This window comes from Bacteriovorax sp. HI3 (assembly GCF_059738875.1).
In genome coordinates, this window is the sequence record NZ_AP026946.1 from 2,580,868 (window position 1) to 2,599,863 (window position 18,996).

At 40.8% G+C, this 18,996-nt stretch carries 17 protein-coding genes; 5 read left to right on the plus strand and 12 right to left on the minus strand.

The window, feature by feature from the left end:
• Window positions 1-5 precede the first annotated feature (5 nt).
• From AC6JA8_RS12745 to AC6JA8_RS12765, 5 genes are read right to left on the minus strand one after another with little or no spacing between them, the layout of a single operon-like run.
• The gene (locus AC6JA8_RS12745; RefSeq protein WP_497974135.1) at window positions 6-2,102 is read right to left on the minus strand and encodes a TonB-dependent receptor; all 2,097 of its coding nucleotides are present in this window, start codon (window positions 2,100-2,102) and stop codon (window positions 6-8) included.
• A gap of 15 nt (window positions 2,103-2,117) precedes the next feature.
• Window positions 2,118-3,386, minus strand: a complete 1,269-nt coding sequence (locus AC6JA8_RS12750; protein ID WP_497974136.1) for a lysine N(6)-hydroxylase/L-ornithine N(5)-oxygenase family protein — start codon at window positions 3,384-3,386, stop codon at window positions 2,118-2,120.
• On the minus strand, window positions 3,379-5,124 hold the full coding sequence (locus AC6JA8_RS12755; protein ID WP_497974137.1) for an IucA/IucC family protein: 1,746 nt from the start codon (window positions 5,122-5,124) through the stop codon (window positions 3,379-3,381). Before AC6JA8_RS12755 ends, AC6JA8_RS12750 begins: the two co-directional genes overlap by 8 nt.
• Window positions 5,121-6,110: a GNAT family N-acetyltransferase gene (locus tag AC6JA8_RS12760; RefSeq protein ID WP_497974138.1), complete on the minus strand. Its 990-nt coding sequence runs from the start codon at window positions 6,108-6,110 to the stop codon at window positions 5,121-5,123. Before AC6JA8_RS12760 ends, AC6JA8_RS12755 begins: the two co-directional genes overlap by 4 nt.
• Window positions 6,104-7,882, minus strand: a complete 1,779-nt coding sequence (locus AC6JA8_RS12765; protein WP_497974139.1) for an IucA/IucC family protein — start codon at window positions 7,880-7,882, stop codon at window positions 6,104-6,106. Before AC6JA8_RS12765 ends, AC6JA8_RS12760 begins: the two co-directional genes overlap by 7 nt.
• A gap of 249 nt (window positions 7,883-8,131) precedes the next feature.
• Here AC6JA8_RS12765 and AC6JA8_RS12770 point away from each other — a divergent pair, with 249 nt between their 5' ends.
• On the plus strand, window positions 8,132-9,370 hold the full coding sequence (locus tag AC6JA8_RS12770; protein WP_497974140.1) for an MFS transporter: 1,239 nt from the start codon (window positions 8,132-8,134) through the stop codon (window positions 9,368-9,370).
• Window positions 9,371-9,391: 21 nt separating this feature from the next.
• On the plus strand, window positions 9,392-10,111 hold the full coding sequence (locus tag AC6JA8_RS12775) for a siderophore-interacting protein (RefSeq protein ID WP_497974141.1): 720 nt from the start codon (window positions 9,392-9,394) through the stop codon (window positions 10,109-10,111).
• A gap of 30 nt (window positions 10,112-10,141) precedes the next feature.
• On the opposite strand, the gene AC6JA8_RS12780 is transcribed toward AC6JA8_RS12775, so the two are convergent.
• Complete coding sequence (locus tag AC6JA8_RS12780) at window positions 10,142-10,417, minus strand: hypothetical protein (RefSeq protein ID WP_497974142.1); 276 nt, start codon at window positions 10,415-10,417, stop codon at window positions 10,142-10,144.
• Between the two features lie 326 nt (window positions 10,418-10,743).
• Here AC6JA8_RS12780 and AC6JA8_RS12785 point away from each other — a divergent pair, with 326 nt between their 5' ends.
• Window positions 10,744-11,649: an alpha/beta hydrolase gene (locus tag AC6JA8_RS12785; protein ID WP_497974143.1), complete on the plus strand. Its 906-nt coding sequence runs from the start codon at window positions 10,744-10,746 to the stop codon at window positions 11,647-11,649.
• Here AC6JA8_RS12785 and AC6JA8_RS12790 read toward each other — a convergent pair.
• Entirely contained in the window at window positions 11,646-12,446 is an 801-nt protein-coding gene (locus AC6JA8_RS12790) for a response regulator (RefSeq protein ID WP_497974144.1), read from the minus strand. The two genes, AC6JA8_RS12785 and AC6JA8_RS12790, sit on opposite strands and share 4 nt — an antisense overlap.
• Before the next feature lie 145 nt (window positions 12,447-12,591).
• The gene (locus AC6JA8_RS12795; RefSeq protein ID WP_497974145.1) at window positions 12,592-13,071 is read right to left on the minus strand and encodes a hypothetical protein; all 480 of its coding nucleotides are present in this window, start codon (window positions 13,069-13,071) and stop codon (window positions 12,592-12,594) included.
• A 175-nt stretch (window positions 13,072-13,246) separates the two neighbouring features.
• Here AC6JA8_RS12795 and AC6JA8_RS12800 point away from each other — a divergent pair, with 175 nt between their 5' ends.
• Entirely contained in the window at window positions 13,247-13,702 is a 456-nt protein-coding gene (locus tag AC6JA8_RS12800) for a hypothetical protein (protein ID WP_497974146.1), read from the plus strand.
• Window positions 13,695-15,038, plus strand: a complete 1,344-nt coding sequence (locus tag AC6JA8_RS12805) for a hypothetical protein (protein WP_497974147.1) — start codon at window positions 13,695-13,697, stop codon at window positions 15,036-15,038. Before AC6JA8_RS12800 ends, AC6JA8_RS12805 begins: the two co-directional genes overlap by 8 nt.
• Here the strand turns inward: AC6JA8_RS12805 and AC6JA8_RS12810 are convergent, their stop codons facing one another.
• The 4 genes from AC6JA8_RS12810 to AC6JA8_RS12825 form a co-directional block, all read right to left on the minus strand.
• A complete protein-coding gene (locus AC6JA8_RS12810; protein ID WP_497974148.1) occupies window positions 15,039-15,806 on the minus strand; it encodes a transglycosylase SLT domain-containing protein in 768 nt (255 codons plus the stop codon). It lies immediately after the preceding gene.
• A complete protein-coding gene (locus AC6JA8_RS12815; RefSeq protein WP_497974149.1) occupies window positions 15,807-16,241 on the minus strand; it encodes a hypothetical protein in 435 nt (144 codons plus the stop codon).
• A gap of 192 nt (window positions 16,242-16,433) precedes the next feature.
• Window positions 16,434-18,017: a HAMP domain-containing methyl-accepting chemotaxis protein gene (locus AC6JA8_RS12820; RefSeq protein WP_497974150.1), complete on the minus strand. Its 1,584-nt coding sequence runs from the start codon at window positions 18,015-18,017 to the stop codon at window positions 16,434-16,436.
• A 58-nt stretch (window positions 18,018-18,075) separates the two neighbouring features.
• The gene (locus tag AC6JA8_RS12825) at window positions 18,076-18,972 is read right to left on the minus strand and encodes an EamA family transporter (RefSeq protein ID WP_497974151.1); all 897 of its coding nucleotides are present in this window, start codon (window positions 18,970-18,972) and stop codon (window positions 18,076-18,078) included.
• Window positions 18,973-18,996: the final 24 nt, after the last annotated feature.

Consider the following 18,996-nt stretch of genomic DNA (forward strand, 5'->3'; position numbering starts at 1 on the left):
ATTAATTACCAGTTATAAGTCAATCTCACACCCAACTCTCTTGGCGTGCTCACCTGATGGTATGTCCCAGGGAAGGCCGTTGATGTGGGAGTTCCATCATAAATTAAATAGTCCTTATCGAACAGATTTTTTGTATAAACTTCAATCCCGTAAGATAAGAAAACGTACTCGGCGTTTAGGTCAATGTAATACTGATTTGGTGCTCGTTTTGTATTTTCAGCATTGGCCCAGCTCTGTCCTAATAAACGTCCTATCACACCAACACTCAGATTGTCAGTGACTTCTGACTTCCATGAAATAAGTCCAGTGTATTTGGGAGCGTTCGGGAACTCTTTACCAGCATAATTCGTACTGCCTGATTTGAAGTTTAAAAACTTCGTGGCCACATAACCCACGCTTGCGCCTAAATGATGACGGGAAAGGATCTTTACTCCTCCTTGAACCTCTGCTCCATATAACTCTGATGAGGAAGCATTTTTAATGCTCGAATCGTACGGATCATTCTGGACGACTCGCACCTGAACCTGTTGCTTTTTCCAGTTCGTATAAAAGATATTGGTTGAAATATTAAAGGCCTTGTCATTGTATTTTTGTGACAGCTCATAGTTGTGAGTGAGTTCAGGATCATAGCTGCTGGCCGTTCCACGTCGGCGGTTAACACTCACTCCCCCATTTCTGTAAGCTTGAGAGTATGAAAGACCAAAGTCATTGTTGGCATTCAAATGATAGACGTAACCAAGTTTTGGCAACGCCATTAGTTTTTTATTTTCGTCTCCATGATCTCCGATAATTCCTGCGACATAATTATCAATTGTCGTGTTGGCTCCACCATAGTTTCCATTTCTCACGCCGTATAGGAATGTTTTGTATTCGTTAACAACATACTCTAAACGAAGCCCCAGGTTAAGCGAATGCTCTTGGGTAAAATCATAAGTGAAAGAGTCAAATAAACTGTAAACTGTTTTTAGGTTCTTTTGTGCCTGGATAGCATCAATCAAGGCATAATTTGATCCGCCGATCGGGAACATAACGTTGAAGTGGTGATAGTCATTTAATTTGTAGTTATGCAGGTTAAAACCAAGTGTGTTATTAATCTTTCCCGATTTATACTGAAGCAGGTTTTCTAAAGTCATCATCTGGTCTTTGTAATCTTCTGTTCTAAGCCCTGCCAGGTTATTTTTAGTCCCATCAGCATCAGAAGACACTTCTTGCTTTGACTTAGAGAAGGCCACAATTAAAGTATTTGAAAAATCTTCGTTAAACTTTTTATAATAACGAATAGCTCCCTGAGCATTGTGCGCCTTATTTTTATAGTCGATGTCTTCAAAAACTTCGTGCTTAAAAGGATCTGTGCCTTGAACGTAAGTTCCTCCCGTTGAATTTCTAAACATCTTCAGGTCAAAAATCAGCTTGTCGCTATCATTGATTTGATAAAGAAAGCTTGCTCTGGCCGCATCTTTATTCTTTCTTCCCCATTTATCGTTATTTGTTATAACGTTTTTGATGTAACCATCAGAAGCGTCTTTGTTATAAGTCAGCCTCGATGTCAAAACTCCCGGGATGATCTCGTTATTAGTCATCACTGCCGCTTCTTTCCTGTCAAAACTTCCGTATCCAAGACGGAGTTTTCCTTCTCTAAAAAAAGACGGCTCTTTGTGGTTAACCAGGATTGTTCCGGCAAGAGAGTTGATTCCTTGAGTAGTCGCCTGCCCACCTCTGTGGATTTCCATCCCATCCAGGTCCCAAAGATCAAAGACACCAGCACGGATGGCCAGGTCAGATTGAAAAACATCATCAATAATCGTTGAGGCCAGGTTGTCTTTTTGAACTCCTGTCACTCCAGTGTTATTGATCCCACGGATACTGTAGGACTCACCATTCTTATTGATTTGAACGTTTGAGACTCCGTTAAGTGAATTAATTGAGTTATCAATAGTCCCGGCCTTGAAGTCGTCATTTTTAATAACCGAGATACTAGAAGTTGTTTCGTTGTACTTTTTTTGTTCTTTCGTTCCACGGATCACAATTGAATCCAGCTCCATTGACGACTGAGCGTAAAGCGAAGATGAAAGAAGTGCAGAGAGCGCGAGAAGTGATTTCATAAGGTCCTTTTCAAATTATCTATAGTTCATAAAATTTCTAACCTGATTGTTAATCTGGTAGAAATTCTCTTTTAAAATTGTATTTGTCACCACTGCTGACCTCCAGGCCATAAGACTCGTCTGTGGCTCAGAAATCCCGTGCATGTGACGGCTGAAGTTCAGAGCGAAAATTTTATTTTCTTGTGGGCCTTCCCATTTCACAGTGAAATTTTTATTTAATTGAAAACGTCCATTTTCATCAAACATGATTTTTGATCTCATCGGCTCAATCATTTTTGGAACCGAGACATCAAAACCAGTACAAAGGATTACGATATCGGCCTGGAATTCATCCATTCCACCTGTGAAATGGTTTTCTACAACCATGCGGTAGCGACCTTTCATGTTTTCAACCTTTGACAATCGCCTGCTCGGACAGATTTCAAAATCCAGGTCATCCCCTTGAACAAAGCGGCGCTGGTAGAGTTCCTGGTACAATCCCTCCAGGTAATGAGGAGTGTTTCCATCACTGGCGTATTTTTGCGCCTTCACGATTCCTTCTTTCGTGTTAAGTAAAACATCAAAGAAGTTCTCGACGTAGTTTGGTGAAAAGTATTCGTTGGTAAATGGTGATTCATCCAGTGGAAGAAGTCCCATTCTCCCTGTCACGAGTTTAATACTTCTTGGACGGGACCATTTATTATTGAGAGCGTTTCTAAAAATCTCAACACCTGTCTGCCCTCCACCGATGACTAAAACATCTTTGCCTTCAAGGTTTAGGTTTTTAAGCTCTGGTGATTTTGCGTGGAAGAAGGTTTTTGAAAGATGCTCCACCGTGCACTCTGGAACTCTAGGTGTAAGCCCTGTCCCGATACAAATATTTTTTGCTTTGTACGTTTCATTCTTTGACTGAAGGATAAAACTCTTGCCGTCAAAATCGACCGCCGTCACAGGAGAATCAAACTGCAGTCTTTTCTCCAGCTTTACCGAAGACCATTGACAGTATTGTTCAAATTCTTTTCTGGTGACATTCGTTCTTCCCGTGTTCATAAAAACATGAAAGAGTCCGTTTTCTACCAGGTAATTGAGAAATGAGTAGCGGCTTGTCGGATCAACCGGCGTCACCAGGTCTTTTAAGTAAGATGTTTGCATATCAGAGTCTGAAAAAAGAATTTCTGAATGCCAGTCAAATGAAGATTTCTGATCAAAGAATTTATAATCTAGTGCTGTTTTATCTAAAATAGCGGCAAGACTTAAATTGAACGGCCCGATCCCTACACCGGCCAGGTCTAATTCTTTATCCATTGATTTCCTCTTTGTGTTTTAACCCCAGGTAAAGTGGATTTAACAAATCAACTCCCACCATTGGTTTAGGTCTTTCACTTGAGTCCCCATAACCAATTTTAAAGCGTACTTTGTTCACCAGGACTCGGTGAATTTTTTCATTTAAAAAACTCAGCTCGTTTGGAACCGAGTATTCGTTAATATAATTTTCTACAACCTCTGCCAGAATCTGATAGAAGTCGATTTCTGGAAAACCATCGCTTTCTTCCATTACTTCAGACACAAAACGCAGAACTGTCACTAGATGCCCTGTTAAAAGGTCGTGGATCAGATACTCTTTTGGCATTTTATCCAGCCTGGCCGCCAGCTCTTTAAAATCAGCACGAGTATTTAAGACTGAGTCGTTTGAAAGTCTTAAGTCGCCCTGGAAGTCTTTTAGGATGATCCCCACCGGAGCATAGTTTTTCATTTTTAGAATAATATTCTGCCCGTGGGACACCAGACCAAGTCCGTATTTCACTTGCAGGTGATAAAGAGGAATGATGACGAACTTGAAATACTCTCTCAACCACTCTTCTTTAGTCAGCTTTGATTTTTCAATATAAGCGCCAATTAGTGATTTTTTTTCTAAGTCCTGAAAGAAAAGACTTCCAGTTAAAATCCCTTGCTCGTTTTCGGCAAGCTTAGAAACAGTGCTCTCTCTCCAGATCGCTCCAAGATATTCTTTATAACGGTATGGGGAGTTTTTAACTTGAGCGTAAGCTTTATGTTCAAAACTTGCTCCCCCCTTTTCAACCAACACATCAGTGTTCAGTGACTTTAAAAGTTGATCTTCCTGGCACAAGCTTAAGATCGAGCGCGAAAGTTTTGCACCGATAGAAATATAACGAGCAGGAATCCCTCTAATGGCCGAAGTGTTTAAGATAGTCAGTGGAAGCTTGACATCCACTTTCTCAGGCCGAGAGATATTTGAAAGTGTCCTGATTGAAATTTGCGGTAGGTACTCATCTCCAAAAAAACCAAGCTCCACCATTTCACCTTTGGCCAGTGATTCCATATACTGGATTTTCACAAAGCGCTCCCACTGCCACGGATGCAGCGGAAGGAAGATGTATTCATCAAATGAAAGCTTTTTTTCCTTAAGCACTTCAAAAAGACGGCTCATTTCTTTTTTATTAAGGGACTCTTCTAAAAGAGAAGTCATCGAATACTGATCATCAAAAGAAAATTCCAGAATATCTTTTTTAATTGCTACCCAGAATAAAGTGACAGGCATTTCATTTTCTGGTGCATAGGCCGAAAGCTCTCTTGTGCCCCAGCCAACTCTTCCTTTTGAAAGAAGAATTTTAGGGTGGCCATTTAAACAGGCCTGGACTTTTTCTCCGCTCCAGTTGCTCATGGCCTCTGCAGAGATATTTTTTTGTTTCTTTAAAAGTGTGATATCCGAGTAAAGGCTGTTGTGCATTTCTTCTAGGAAATTCCCCAGAACGATATCATCCATTTCCAGGTCGGCCTGAGCATCGATGAAAAAAGTCGCGGCAGAAACCTCAGCGCTTCCCGTTTTTTTAATCGACTGGGCATCAACCCTCAAGTGATCCCAAATCCCCATCCAGGCACAAAAAGTGTACTCTGCTCCACTTTGCAGGCGGACGCGGTACTTTCCTTTTTCCATCTCTTCGGCCTTTAGGATCTGCTCATAAGAGAGTTCTCCCAAAGTTTTTGCCAGGAGGTTTAGGTTAACTTGCAGCCAATCGTTCACAGGTAATCTCCCATGAAAAAAACTTCTCTTTTGCATTCAAGAAGGGCCGCTCTTTTATGGGGAAAATCAAACTCGTAGAGTTTTCTCCACGCTGTAAAAGTATCTACATACCTTAAAACTTTGGCATTATCAGATCTGGGCTCGGCCATAATTTTTCTTGTTCTTACTTCATCTAAAAATAAAAAATGACTCAAGCTCTTTAAAATGCTGTCTGTATTTTGAAATCCTAAAAATTCAGGGTTTCCAATCAGGAAGTGAAAACCACGATCGTAAGCTTCACTTTCATAATAAGGGGCCAGGCGGTCTTCGCGCGTCCAGTACATTTCAAAGTACCCGACAGCAACACCATCGCATTCAGCAATCATTGGCAAAGTGTGCGGGTCTTTTAAACCTTTTTGGATGTATTGAAGAAGCTCTTCTTTTGGCAATGCCAACTCCCAAAAGTTCGCCACTCTTGGTTGGTTGTGCCAGTCATGAAATGTATCCAGGTCTTTTACCTGATCAATCATTCTAAAGCTTAATGTCTTTTTAATGGCCGGAACGTAACGGCTATAGAGTGTCCCCGATTGAATGTCGGGTCTCACCGGGTGAGCGTAGTTTCCTGTTTGTGTCCACGTCTCCAGCGTTGGTGCATAATCATGTTCTGCATGCCAAAGAGTTCTAAGTTGAAAGAACTGATGGCGATCGACAATGATATCTCCATCTTTTAGAAAGTATTTTAAAACGATGTCACATGAAATGTAGTTCTCAACTTTAAGATTTTTAAGTTCTGGGTTGTGTCCAAAGATATACTCTAAAGCGACAAGCAAAAGATCATCGTTGTCTCTGCGGCTTGCCTGCTCAACTTTTAAAAGTCCTGGAGAAAGCATCAGCACCAGCTCATCTTCACCAGCACTGATAGTGCAAAGTCCATCGACCAAAGAAGCTGTAAATGACTCTTTTAGTGCCAGTGGTTTGTATGTGACATTTTTTAATGTATTTAACATAGGTTTTTCTCGCAAAGAGGATTTTTAATTTGGTTATAGATTCCCAATGGGTTTTCCGTTGTGTTTTCATTCATATTGACGAATGAGCACAGGAAGTTTCCTTTCTGTAGAAGAAACTCTTCATCCAGCAAGTAATTAAAACAAGAAGTGTCGCGCACTCCCTCCGATTTCCAATCAAGCAGGGACTGGCGAAGAACTTTTAATAAATCTTTTTCGGCCACTTTGCCATTGCGGGCAAGAGTGCTAATTACGTTGAACGTTGAATTGATCATCAGGTAATATGAGAAAAGAGTGTTCCCCATTTTATCATCGAGAATGTTTCCGTTTTCTACCGTCATAAGATCGACGTCTTTAGCAAAAAGCTCAAAGCCCACTTTGCTATAACCTGTTCCCTGGCAGTCTCTAAAATAAGCTTTTTTAGGAAGATGATTTTCAATATCCAAAATCATGTTTTGTTGATGAGCTCCTAAAAGCACACCGTAATTTGCCTGCGCCATCATTAAGGGTTTTACGGCCACGTCTAAGTATTTCTTTAGCCAGAGCACTGCAAGTTCATCACTTGTTTTTCCCGATTCCCTGACCAGTTGACTGAGATGAAGTCCAATTAAACTCTTACCTCCAGTCGGATGGTCTTGAGTTAAGGTGGCCAGGACGCATTTTTGATCAGACTCACCGACGGTGAAAGGATTTAATCGTAATGCGACAATGGTTTCATTCAGGATCTTTTGGTCCTTATCAACCAAGGCCATAAAGGCCGGTTCAAAAAGAATGGTGAAATTTGGATACTTATGAAAGAACTCTTTTCCTTTCTCAGTTTTAAAAACATCCATAACCTGAAGGCCTCTTACCACTTCCAGTGGGAGCAGATGGCGAACAGAGTTGGTTAATCTCACGCTCAAAGAGAACTTAAGCATATAAGGCGAGTGCTCATTGTAGAGAGAGCGAAGAGATGAAGTCGGAGACCATTTCTCCATCTGGTTCTCACTGGCGCCAAGATCAATCAGTAAATCCCCTTCTACGTACTCGCGGATAAGTGGGTTTTTCAGGATAATCTTTTTTTGCCAAGGGTGAACAGGATAAGGAATATAACCTTCGGCCAGTTTTTTTTCTAAAAAAGCGTTTTCACTAAAAGCGACAAGGATCATGTCCTTTGACCAGTTTTTAGTTTCGAAGTTTTTTGAAACGTGATGGTGAAGGATTTCTGGTTTCACTAAAAACCAATGTAGAAGAAATTCCCCTGCGCTCTCAGGAGCAAACTCGCGGAAGTCTTCGCGGCTAAATCCATCGCGATTTTTTGGGTGTGGGTGAAAAGTGTGCCCAATAAAGAGGCCTTGCTCGGCCTCTTTAAAATTCATCTCACCTTTTGAGTAAAGTTTTAAGAGTTCATTTAAACGAATAGCGAGGGCAGACTCAATGTTATTAACACTGTCAGTGATCCTCTCCATAAAGATGCTGATTTGTTCTGGAGAGGTTTTATACTGAGCGCTCAAATGTACCAGCAGCACTTCCACCAGCTCAAGAAAACTCACCTCTTCAACATCAGCGCGTTTGTCTTTTTTATAAAAGAAAGAATCGCTGTACTCATGACGTCCGATCTCTGAGAAAGTCACTAGCGGAAGAATGACCGCGCCTTCGTTTTTTAACGGAATAACAAATGAATTTGAATCTTGATCAAAGTTATAATCACTCCACTCTCTAAAGAGCGAGTTTAAAAAGCAGTGGGCCGAGTGTTTTTCAGAAAGAGCATTGACCTGCATAATAGATAACCACATTTAAAGTTCTGTATTCTGTATACTTCACCATAAACTTGTTTGACAAGCCAAACTTTCTATAATAGATTACCCCTGAAAGTTTTATAACTACCCTAAACAAAAGAGAGTTTGGGGAAATTAACGCTAAGCCTTACTGGCCTAAAACCTATCCCTTGAAGTTAACGACGGCCTATAATCGTTAATTAGTTTTTATTAGATTGGGGGCCGGATTCTTCGCTAGTTTCCGGCCTTTTTAAACTGGGACTATAAATGAAGATCTCTAGCACGAACCAACAACTCTGGATCGCTTATCTCAACACACTTACTTTTAGCTGCATCCAGATTCTTCTTTATACGACTATCCCTTATATTTCTGAACAAACCACAGTCACCACAGCATCGATCATCGGCTCTATTAGCGTAGGCTCTTTTATCTTCGCTTTCATGGGTCCTTTCTGGGCAAGTAAAAGTGATACATGGGGAAGAAAAAGAGTGCTCAGTTTTGGAATGATCGGAATGGGTCTTTCATTTCTTTGCCTCAGTTCATTATTTGTTTTTAATGATGTCTTCTCTATTCAAATCAAAATCGCCATTGTGTACCTAAGCCGTATCATCTACGGTCTTCTTGCTTCAGCAGTTGTGCCAGTCTCTCAAGCGTGGCAGTTAGATTTAATCGACACCAAAGATAAACTTAAAGTTCTTACCCGCAACTCAATGTGCTTAAACGTCGGCCGCGTGCTTGGGCCAGTTTTAGTCCTGGTGAAAAAAGTCGACTTTGAACATATCATCTACTTTGGAACAGGATGGATTTTCTTTTTGGCCATCAGCTGTCTTTTGACATCAAAAACCCCACAACTAAAACAAGCAACGCCTACGGAAACCAGCACTCCAAAATTCCAATGGAGAGAGCTTATTAAAGAATCCGTCCTTCCTATTGTTCTTGCTCTAATATTTACAAGCTTTATTGGAATCCTTCACTCAACATTGGGGCACCATTTAAAAGAGACTTTAAGTATCAAGGGTGATGAGGCCAGTGTTCTTATGGCAAAAATCGTCCTGGCCAGTAGTTTATTCGCTCTTATTGTTCAACAAACAAGCCAGTGGGTTTTTAAACGCAACTGGAAAAACAGACTCATTGTAGGTTCAAGCAGCTTAGTGGGTGGATCATTTATTTTAAGTATGGCCGCGACACTAACAAGCATCTGGATTGGCATTGCTTTCATCTCTATTGGACTGGCACTCATCCCGCCGGTTTATATGGCGCTGATTAGCCATTCTTCATCTGCTGAAAATGTCACAGGGAAAAAGATTGGTTTTGCCAGTATCGCCCATTCTCTAGGTTATGCAGTTGGTGCAGGACTGATTGCTATTTCGATGAAAATGAATTTAGTATCAAATATGACAGTGATTAGTTTTGTTTCGGTGGTCACTTTTACCATCGTCGCAATGCTGATCGTCCGCAATGCAGAATTTGTTCTTCCTGCAAAAAAAGACCCTCAGTACTCATAAGAGGGAAAAGGAAAAAACATCATGAGCAAAGTAAAAAATGTTCTTCTCAAAGTTTTAGGGCCACTTTTTTTATCAGAAAGTAAAATTGTCTCTAATGAAAGACTCTCACCCCATTTTCAATTCCTGACGATTAAAGGTAAGTCCTTTAAAAAATCAGCATGGACCCCAGGACAAAAAATTCAGGTGCGCTTGAGTGACGACATCATGAGAAGCTACACGCCAAGTTCATGGGATAGACAAAACGGTGTAGTGCAAACCCTGGTCTATATGCACGGGAAAGGTCCCGGCGCTCTTTGGGCACGAGATGCTAAGGCCGGATCAAAGACCACAATTCTAGGGCCTCGCGGCTCACTGGTGCTGAGTGAAGAATTAAAAGAAGTCGTCTTCTTTGGTGACGAGACTACTTTTGGCCTAGCTTATGCGATTAAAGAAAACTTCAAACAATTAAGCGTGCGATGTTTTTTTGAAAACACTGATCTTAGTGAATCAAAACCTGTCCTGGAAAGATTCAACCTACAAGACAGCACCCTTTACACACTCTCTCAATACGACATTATCGCCAGCGATATTGCCCGCGGCTATCAAAGCTCAGCGACTAGTAAAATTGTGCTTTCTGGAAAACAGCAGTCGATTGTGGCCATCCGCCAAAAGCTCTACACCTTGGGAATTCTCCCTGAGGATATCATTGTGAAAGTCTACTGGGGATGGAAAGATGACCCGAACGGGAAATTAAAGAAATAAAAATAGGCCGCTCTAAAGCGGCCTTATTTTTTATATGTAATCAGACCCTCTGTTAAAGTGTCTGTCGTGGATAAATTTTTTAAACTGCTCTTTTTGGACTCCTTCGATTCTTTCTCTGTGATTTTCACAAACTCTCATTTCATCTGCACGCATCTGATCTGCTTGTAAATCATTTGAATCTCCAATTCTGAAAGATTCTGGATGGTTTCTGTATTCATCTGCTCTCATTGCATCCTGAGCAAAAACGCTACTGCCAAAAACAAGGCTTAAAAGCAGGGCGCCGAAGATAAGTTGTAAAGTTTTCATATATAGTCTCCTTTAAAAGGCCGGTTATTTGTTAAACTCAGTATCGCCCTAAACTCGATAAAATAATATTATTTTGTTTTTATCAATTTAATAACTTTTAACTATGTTGTATTAAGGTCAATTTCTGCGGTTACCATCTTGAAAAGTAGTCGACATTAATGTTTACATTGCCTATGACAATCTCACCTGTTTCATCTTGCTTAATTTCACTGGCCCAAGAATCCATCAAGAATCTCTAGTCAAACGTTATGCTCTTGATTCATCTCATCTTTCACTCTTTGTAGAGCAAAGTTAAAATGGAATATATCTGCAACCAGGAGAGCTTTATGTCTGTGGCACAAGTCCTTCCCAACTTCCCCAGCAATCGCATCACCAGAAAATTGGAAATCCTTACTTCGGATGGGCTTATTCTTCGGGGATGGCAAATGGCCGCGAAGATTGATCAGGTCAAGGGCAATGTTATTATCGTTCACGGTTTTAAAGACTACTCCGAGCGCTACCTGGATTTTGCAAACCAACTTTCTAAAAACGGTTATCAAGTTTTTGCCTACGACCAAAGAGGGCATGGACGAAGCGAAGGCGATAAAGTTTACTTTCCTAATTTCGAGATGGTCACCAACGACCTGGACCTGGCCATAAAAACGTTTAAAAACTTCGACAATGGAAAACCATGGATCGTTCTTGGTCACAGTATAGGAGGCTCTATCACCGCTCGTTATACAGTCACTCATGAAGATGGCATCGCTGGTTTCATCCTGAGTGCTCCTGCCTTAAAAAAAATGCCAGACCTTCCAGGTTTTATTGTTGGCGCCCTTAAGGCCACAAACGCTATTGCTCCTCACATGGGCGTCGTTGACCTGCCTAACGAAAAATTCTCTCGCGATCTCAAGGTCGTCGAAACGATGAAAACCGATCCCTTGATTGCTGACATTAAAATTCCTGCCCGCTCAGGAGTCGGGGCCTTGGAGAATATGGATTTTGTTCAGGAGAATAAAGCAAAAACTAAAATTCCCTTCCTGGTTCTTCACGGAACAGGAGATCAAATCAATAACATTGAAGGAAGTAGAGAATTTTTTGAAGGCACTCCCAATATCCCGGGAAAACAGATAAAGATTTATCCAATCCTCGCTCATGATCTTTTGCACGAGCCAGAACATCAAGAAGTAGAAAAGGATATTCTCCATTGGATTAACTTGATTGCAGACAGAAATCAAAGCCATCAAGGTTTTTAAGGTTTGCCTGATCTTCTGCGTTCGAGAGCATAAGCAATTTTATCTTCAAACTCGCTGTAGTCAAAAGGCTTGATGATATGGTCTTTAATATCTTTTTGTAAAAGAGTCATAATGTCTTCCACATCACTTCGACCGGTAATGACGATGGGGATAGACTCTTTTAAGCGCTTAGAGCGTTTGGTATCACGGGCGTAGTCAATAATTTCAAAGCACGTTCCATCTTCCAGGTCCCAATCAAGCAATAGCAGATCGAAATCCTGATTTTCCATGAGCTCTTTGGCCTCACCTACTGTTGAGCAGGTAACGAAATTCTTATGCGACAACTGCTCCATATGCATCCCTAAAATCTCCAGGACATTTGGATTGTTGTCTAAGATAAGCACACTTAAATTTTTAGGTAGAATACCATTAATCTGTTTATCCCAGGCACTCGTTAAACTTTCACTAAATTGCTTGCGAGAAAATGGCCTGGTGATGACTGTATCCACCTTAACCTTCGGGTGATGATATGGGCGATCTTTATGTTTTTCGTGGGTAACAAAAGCAAAAGTAGCACGACAAAATTTTTGTGTATTTCTTAGTTTTTCAGCGATCTCAATGACGTTGAACTTATCGCAAAGATAATCAAAGACAAAGGAGTCGACATGCTTAGTAGAAATGCAGTCGATAAATTCATTGAAAGAATCGCAACTATAAACAGTCACTTCATAATCTTCAAGTGTGGTGAGTTTTAGAGCGATCCTGCGTGCCTCCTCTTTCAAACTCATACAAAGCGCAACACTGATTTTTCCTTTCATAAAATGATTTTTCACTCCTTAAAAATCATTTCGGTCAATGTTACAAAAGAATTAAATGCCCAACAAGGAGCATTTAATTCTTCATCGTTTATCATTTAGAACCAAAGGTTCCCTTGAGATTCTCCTAATGAAAAGTTAACAATAGCTATTTAAGTGAGTCACAAGTAAAAGAGTGGTACCAATCTCCCCAATCACCACTCGTGATTCTCATTTCACTGACAAAAACATCATAGCCTTTAAAAACAATAGGGATGTCTCCCCAGACGAGAGTGCCGTCAGTAGAAAGTGCGCCCGGGTAATAAAATTCGTTTTGTGTCTCGCCGATATAAGCGTATTGGTTTTCCGAGAGCTGCCAGAAATCTGATTCACTCCACTCTCCTTCCACGCTGTAGTATTTTACAAAAGCAATAATATCTTTTGAACATCCGTTAACTAAATAGAGACTATCGGAATCTTCTCCATTAATCATTTTTTTGAACTCAACAAATTTTGGAAGGACGCGATCGACTGACGAATGCAAAGAGCTCACCTCTGCCTTTGTTAAGAGCCGGGCCTCATGAAAATTTGTTTTGGAATAAAGAGAATTCATTGAAAATAACAGAGCGAAAGTAAGAAGCGTCTTCATTTTCTCCTCCTTGAAAAAGGGACCTCAACTTCATCCTAAAAATGGGCACAGCGACTTGTAAACTCTCTTTGTTTAAAATGTTTTTTTCTTAATGTTGAGCTTCTTACTACCTAATATCAAAAATCTTTTTCATTATTTTTCTCATCCTTTTGGATTAATCCTCTATAATGGATGTATGGGTGCTTTACTCTCACAATGTATTTCTAGCAAAACGTTCAAGCGCAGTGGCCACAAAGTTTTGATCAGAAATGAAACAAGTCATACACAATTTACGAAATCTGAAGTTCTCTTAATCAAAGAACTCAAGGACAACGGAATCGTGCTTGAACTTCCGGTCAACGTTTGTCAACGAGGGCATAGCCTCACGCTTTTTTTTATCGATGGACAATCAGAATTAAAACACAAGCTCCCTTCCAATGGGGCCTATAAAGAATCACTTTTTGAAGTGGTCGCAAAAGTTGAAAAACTTGAAGACATTGAAGCTCAAGAAAAAACCGTCGCCGCAACTTTAACTTTTCTTCAGTACGATGTCCGTGAATGGAAACAAATCATTGAACAGTACGAAGCGGCTCAGAAAGAAATTAATAACCTCATCATGCGCCAGCATGACTTGAGAGAGGATAATGAGTAATTATTTTGATCCGACCGCTAAAGAAAATATGGCGACGTTGGAATTTTTTGAGACTAAGATCTGGTTGATCGTCGATCCTTCGTCGAGTACGCGTTCGTCTGTCAAAAAAACCCTGACTCAATTGGGATCAAAGAGTTCAAATATCTTCGATACCGACAATCTAAACGAAGCTAGAAATATTATCGCAGAAAGAAAACCTCATTTTATTGTCGGCAATAAAACCTTATCTCAAGGAAGCACTATCGAATTGTTTGACGTTCATATAAAGACCATGCCTAATCGTGCAGATGCAGGCTTCTTTGTTATTACTGAAGAAAATTCTTTAAGCGAAGCGGCCATAGCACTCGACTATGATATGGATGGCCTGATCTCCATCCCGTTTACCGGGCAAACCATCATTAACACCATCCTGGCCGGTGTGAAACATAAGCTGGCACCTTCCCCTTATCTAAAACGCCTTTATTTGGCCCAGGAACTTTTAATAAAGGAAGACCTGGACTTTGCCCAGGCCAATTTTGAAGAGGCCCTGGCGCTTAATCAGCACCCTTATGAAGCTTATTACTATCTGGCGGAAATCTATAAACAAAGAAGTTTGTTTAATGAGGCCATTAGTGCCTATGAACAGGCCTTCTTTCATAATCCTCAACACTATAAAACGTTGAGGGATATGAGTGCGCTCTACTATCAGATGAAGGATTTTAAGAAAGCTTATGAATCCAATGTGCAAATGGCCCAGAGCTACCCTATTCTTCCGGAGAGAATACCTGAGTTAGTCAGGCTTTCAATCATCAACCAAAAATATGCAGACATCATTAATTACTTAAGAGTTTTTGATGCACTAAAATCCCCTAGTGTTGAAATCCAGAACGCACTTGCAGCTGGTCTTGCCGTTTTAGGGAAATACTTTTTTAGCCTCGGTGAAACTGATAATGCTATCGATACTTTAAAACGTGCTTTCCACTACTCTAATGGAAAATATGAAGTGCTTAGAAGTATTGCTCGTACTTTTCATGAAATGAATAAATCTGAAATTATGCTAGAAGCTTTTGAAAGTATCGACCTGGCACAATGGCCGGATAATGCTGAAGTCATTTATTTCAATACACTTCACTTGGTTAGTAATGATCATCAATCCGTCATCAATTATGGTGAAAAACTTTTAAAAAGAAAAATCATCGACCCGTCTATCTACCGCGGGATTATTGAGCGCGGAATAAAGATGAAGAGAAAATTGGGAGTCATCGAAGGCCAGGTCTTTGAGGCCATCAGGCATTTCCCATCTCATAAAGAAGAATTTGATTCGCTTTTAGAAGAAGCACAAGCTGCTCTGGCCTGATTAGCCTTTGCAAAATGGATTGAGTTGAATCAAATCAGAAATCTCTCCACCATCTTTCTTTTTTAAGTGTTGCCAGTAAGAGCTCGAACCTCTTCCCCAAATCTCACCGTTACTTTTATATTCACCTTGTTTTCCTTTAAGTAACTCTTCCAGAATATCGAGTCCACAACGCAAGTTCTCTTTTGGATTGCTCACAGATTTAACACCGCAATTTGGGCCACGCCATTTTCTGGCCGAAGCTCTTTCATCGAGCTGAAGAAGACCTACGGCCGCACCGTTTGTCGCTTGCCCGTTTCTGGCCTTTGGATTACATGTCGATTCGATATGGGCAATGGATGCCATAACCCACACCCAGAAGTGCTGCTTTTCATCTTTATTCATCTTCTCCCAATTAGGGCAGGCCTTTACACCACTGCTCATCCCATTGAGGTCATTACTATAAAAAATAGAGTCATCCCCTTTACCTTCGAGATAGCTGACGATTTCCCGGCCCCATGGCCCATAACCTCCAGACTCAGAGGTAGAGATGAACTTGTCACACTCTGCTGACTTGTCATTGAATTCTTCTGCTAACGGCGGACACGCTGGATTTTCTTTATCAAGTGTACTGGCGCACGCAACAGGAGGAATCCCGGCCTCTTTGACCGTGACTAAAACTTCTTCGATACATCTTTTAGTCCCGAGCTCTGTCGGGCTATCGCAAGCATTAGGATTATTGGCCCAGCTTGATGTCGAAAACATGAATAGAGTTAAAAATAAAATCTTCATCTATTTTTTTCTATTGTAATGACAACTGTAAGTTGTTTTCTTTTTATTCTGAGAGATGAATTCGTAACTATAAACCAACTTGTCTTTATTTAAGTCGAGACTCTCTACAACTGAGCCATTTTCTGCAGTCTCGGGACAATTTGTCCTCATCGTTTTGGCCTGGAAAGAATCCACTTTCTTCTCGTAAGAGACCTGATAAGTGCATCCGCCTTCAACCACTTCTTTACTCTCGCCTTTATCTTCAAGAGAAAGTGTAAAGCTCAAACTTGAACCGAATAAAAGAATACGCTCTTTATCTTTTAAATTAGTTTTGATCCCCAGATTTCCTGTGGCGCAAATATCGGGGCCGCTGATTTTTTCAAACTCTCCAGCAAGTTCAGCATGGAGATTAAATGAAACAAAAAGCAATGATGAAAGTAAGAGCATTTTCTTCATAAGTTCTTGTTTACCTTCGAGTCTTAAGCAATTCTAAGGATGACTCATTAATTCTAAAATCATCCTGAATTTTAGAAAAGTGTTTATTTGTGACTTTTTAATAATTTTGGGTAATTAAAGATCTCTGAAGGACAAAATTTCCTCGGGGGTTTCCTCTAAAAAGTGGCAATCCCCCCGTGAAATTTGTGAAAACTAAGCTCGTTGGTCATCCCTTTTAGCATTTCCGTAAATCACTTCTAGAAGAGAGTTTACGACCTGATGAGTGTTGGAAACCTGGATCTTTAATTCATCTGCGGCCAGAGAACACTGTCTTGAAGCATCGGCATTCTGATTCGTTGCCAACCCGATTGATTCCAGGGCCGAGTTGATTTCACTGACTCCCATCGACTGCTCTTTTGTGGCCTCAGTAATTTGTTTACTCATCGAAACCATCTCAGTGATGTCATTATTGATTTCATCTAAAGCACGTTTACAACCATCAGCTGTGCGCACGCCGTCCTGAACCTTATCTTCACCTTGAGTCACTAGTCTGGTAACGTTCTCTCTTGTGGCGCTGATAATGCTCTCTACTCGCGAATTACTTTGCTCTAGTAGCGTCCTGATTTCTTCAGCAGCTCCACCTGACATTTCTGCCAGTTTTGAGACTTCTTCAGCAACGACAGCAAATCCTTTTCCGGCCTCTCCTGCTCTTGCTGCTTCAACTGAAGCGTTAAAAGAAAGAAGTTTTGTCTGGAAAACGATTTCATTGATAACTTTTGTTTTTTCGTTGATGTTGTTGATCAGGTCAACGATCTCTTTCATTTCATTGTTACTCTTTTCAACCTGCTCGCTGATTTCTCTGTTGGATTTAGAGATAGCATCAATAGCAGAGAGCATATTGTTAACAGCATTTTGTCCATTGATCGCCGACTGCTTACTAGACTCAGCCTTTGCCAGACTGTTTTGTGTGTTTTCGGCCGTCGTTTGAATCATACTCGCTACTTCTGTTGTCGCAGTAACTGTTTCCTGAAGAGCAGAGGCCTGCTCAGTCGTACTTGATGAAAGATTATTTGAGGCATCACTTACACGGTCAGCGTTTTTTCCAACTTCATTTGAACTTGTACTTAATTGATCAGCAATATACTGAAGAATCTTACTAAGGCGTAAAGAAAAGATAGTTGCACCGACAATAGAAATAGCGATTGTTAAAACAGCAATCACACTCATTAGAGTTTTTGATTTCATCGCCAGATCATTCGAATCCTTTGACCACTGAGCACTTGATTCAACAATATAATCATCCAGGGCCAGAAGTCTTTTTTGGTGCTCCAGAGCTGTAGACTCGATCCCTATCAGAACCTCTTTCATTTTCTCAACTTTACCGGCTTCATTCGAATTAAAAAGCGCCAATACCTTCTCACCTGCGGCCAGAACTTTGCCCGCCTCTTCATCGACACTGCTTAGTTTCTGCTCTTCTTCTTTTGAGAAAAATGTTTTTTCTTTATATTCTTTAGTGATCTCACGGTAACGAGTAATTGATTTATTTAAACCTTCAATCGCTTTTTTTGACTCTTCAGGATTTTCTGCAAAGAGTGTCAGCTTAAGTGAATCCGCACGCAACTGAGCAGCACGAGCGCGCAATCCTGAAATATCTCCTAACTTCGGAACACTTTGAACAACTAACTTTTCGTATTCCTTTACAACATTGTTCAAACTCAAATAACCAGTCAACGCCAGAATGATTAGACCCATACAGACAAAGATCATCCCTGCCGTTAATTTTCCTTTTAAACTCATGCACACTCTCCTTAGCTTACATATCTAAGTATAAGTATACTTTATAAACAAAAATTTTCTAGAGTGAATCCAGCTCTTGAGGAGTGATTTTCTTTTTACTTGAGCTAATTGATACCCCAATTGAAGCAAAGATAATGAGTGCAATGGCCATGCACTGAACAAGTGAGAGGCGCTCTTGCAGGAAAAATAGTCCTGAGAGTGCTGCGCATACTGGCTCAAGGCTCAGAAGAATTCCAAATTCTTTTTTGGGAATGCGCTTAAGTGAATACATCTCCAGCGAGTATGGAATCGCGCTGGAAAAAAGGGCCACACCAAGGCCAAAAGGAAGAACACTCCAGCTTAAGAAGCTCACGCCTTGTGAAACAATTCCCACCGGCACAACAATGATGGCCGCAACGATCATCCCTACCGCAGAGACAACACCAGAAGAATGATTCTTTCCTGCACGCACTCCAAAATGAATGTAGAGGGCCCAGAAAAAGGCCGCAAGGAAGGCAAGAAATATCCCCAGTCCGTCTAGAGCATTTTGAATATCTCCCAATGGAAGAATTAAAAGCACTCCGGCACCCGCTAAGAGCACCCAGAAATAATCTAAAAGTTTTTTTGAAGATAAAACCGTGATCGCCAAAGGCCCGGTGAATTCGATCGCCACCGCAATCCCCAGAGGAATGCGAGCAATCGCCAAATAGAAAAAGAGATTCATCAGCCCTAAGCTTCCACCGTAAAAAATAAGTTCTTTAAGATCTGCTTTTTGAAAAGTCGATTTCCACGGCTTCCAAATCGCTCCGAGAATAATCGCCGCAAAAAATAATCTCAGCGCCGATGTTCCCATGGCCCCAGCGACTGGAAAAAGATTCTTTGCCAGTGAAGCTCCTGATTGAATGGAAACCATCGCCAGGATGAGAACCAGGACAGGAAAAATAGTTGATTGTGGAGACATTATTTTTTTAATCATCACCGACTTTATAACTTAAGAGGT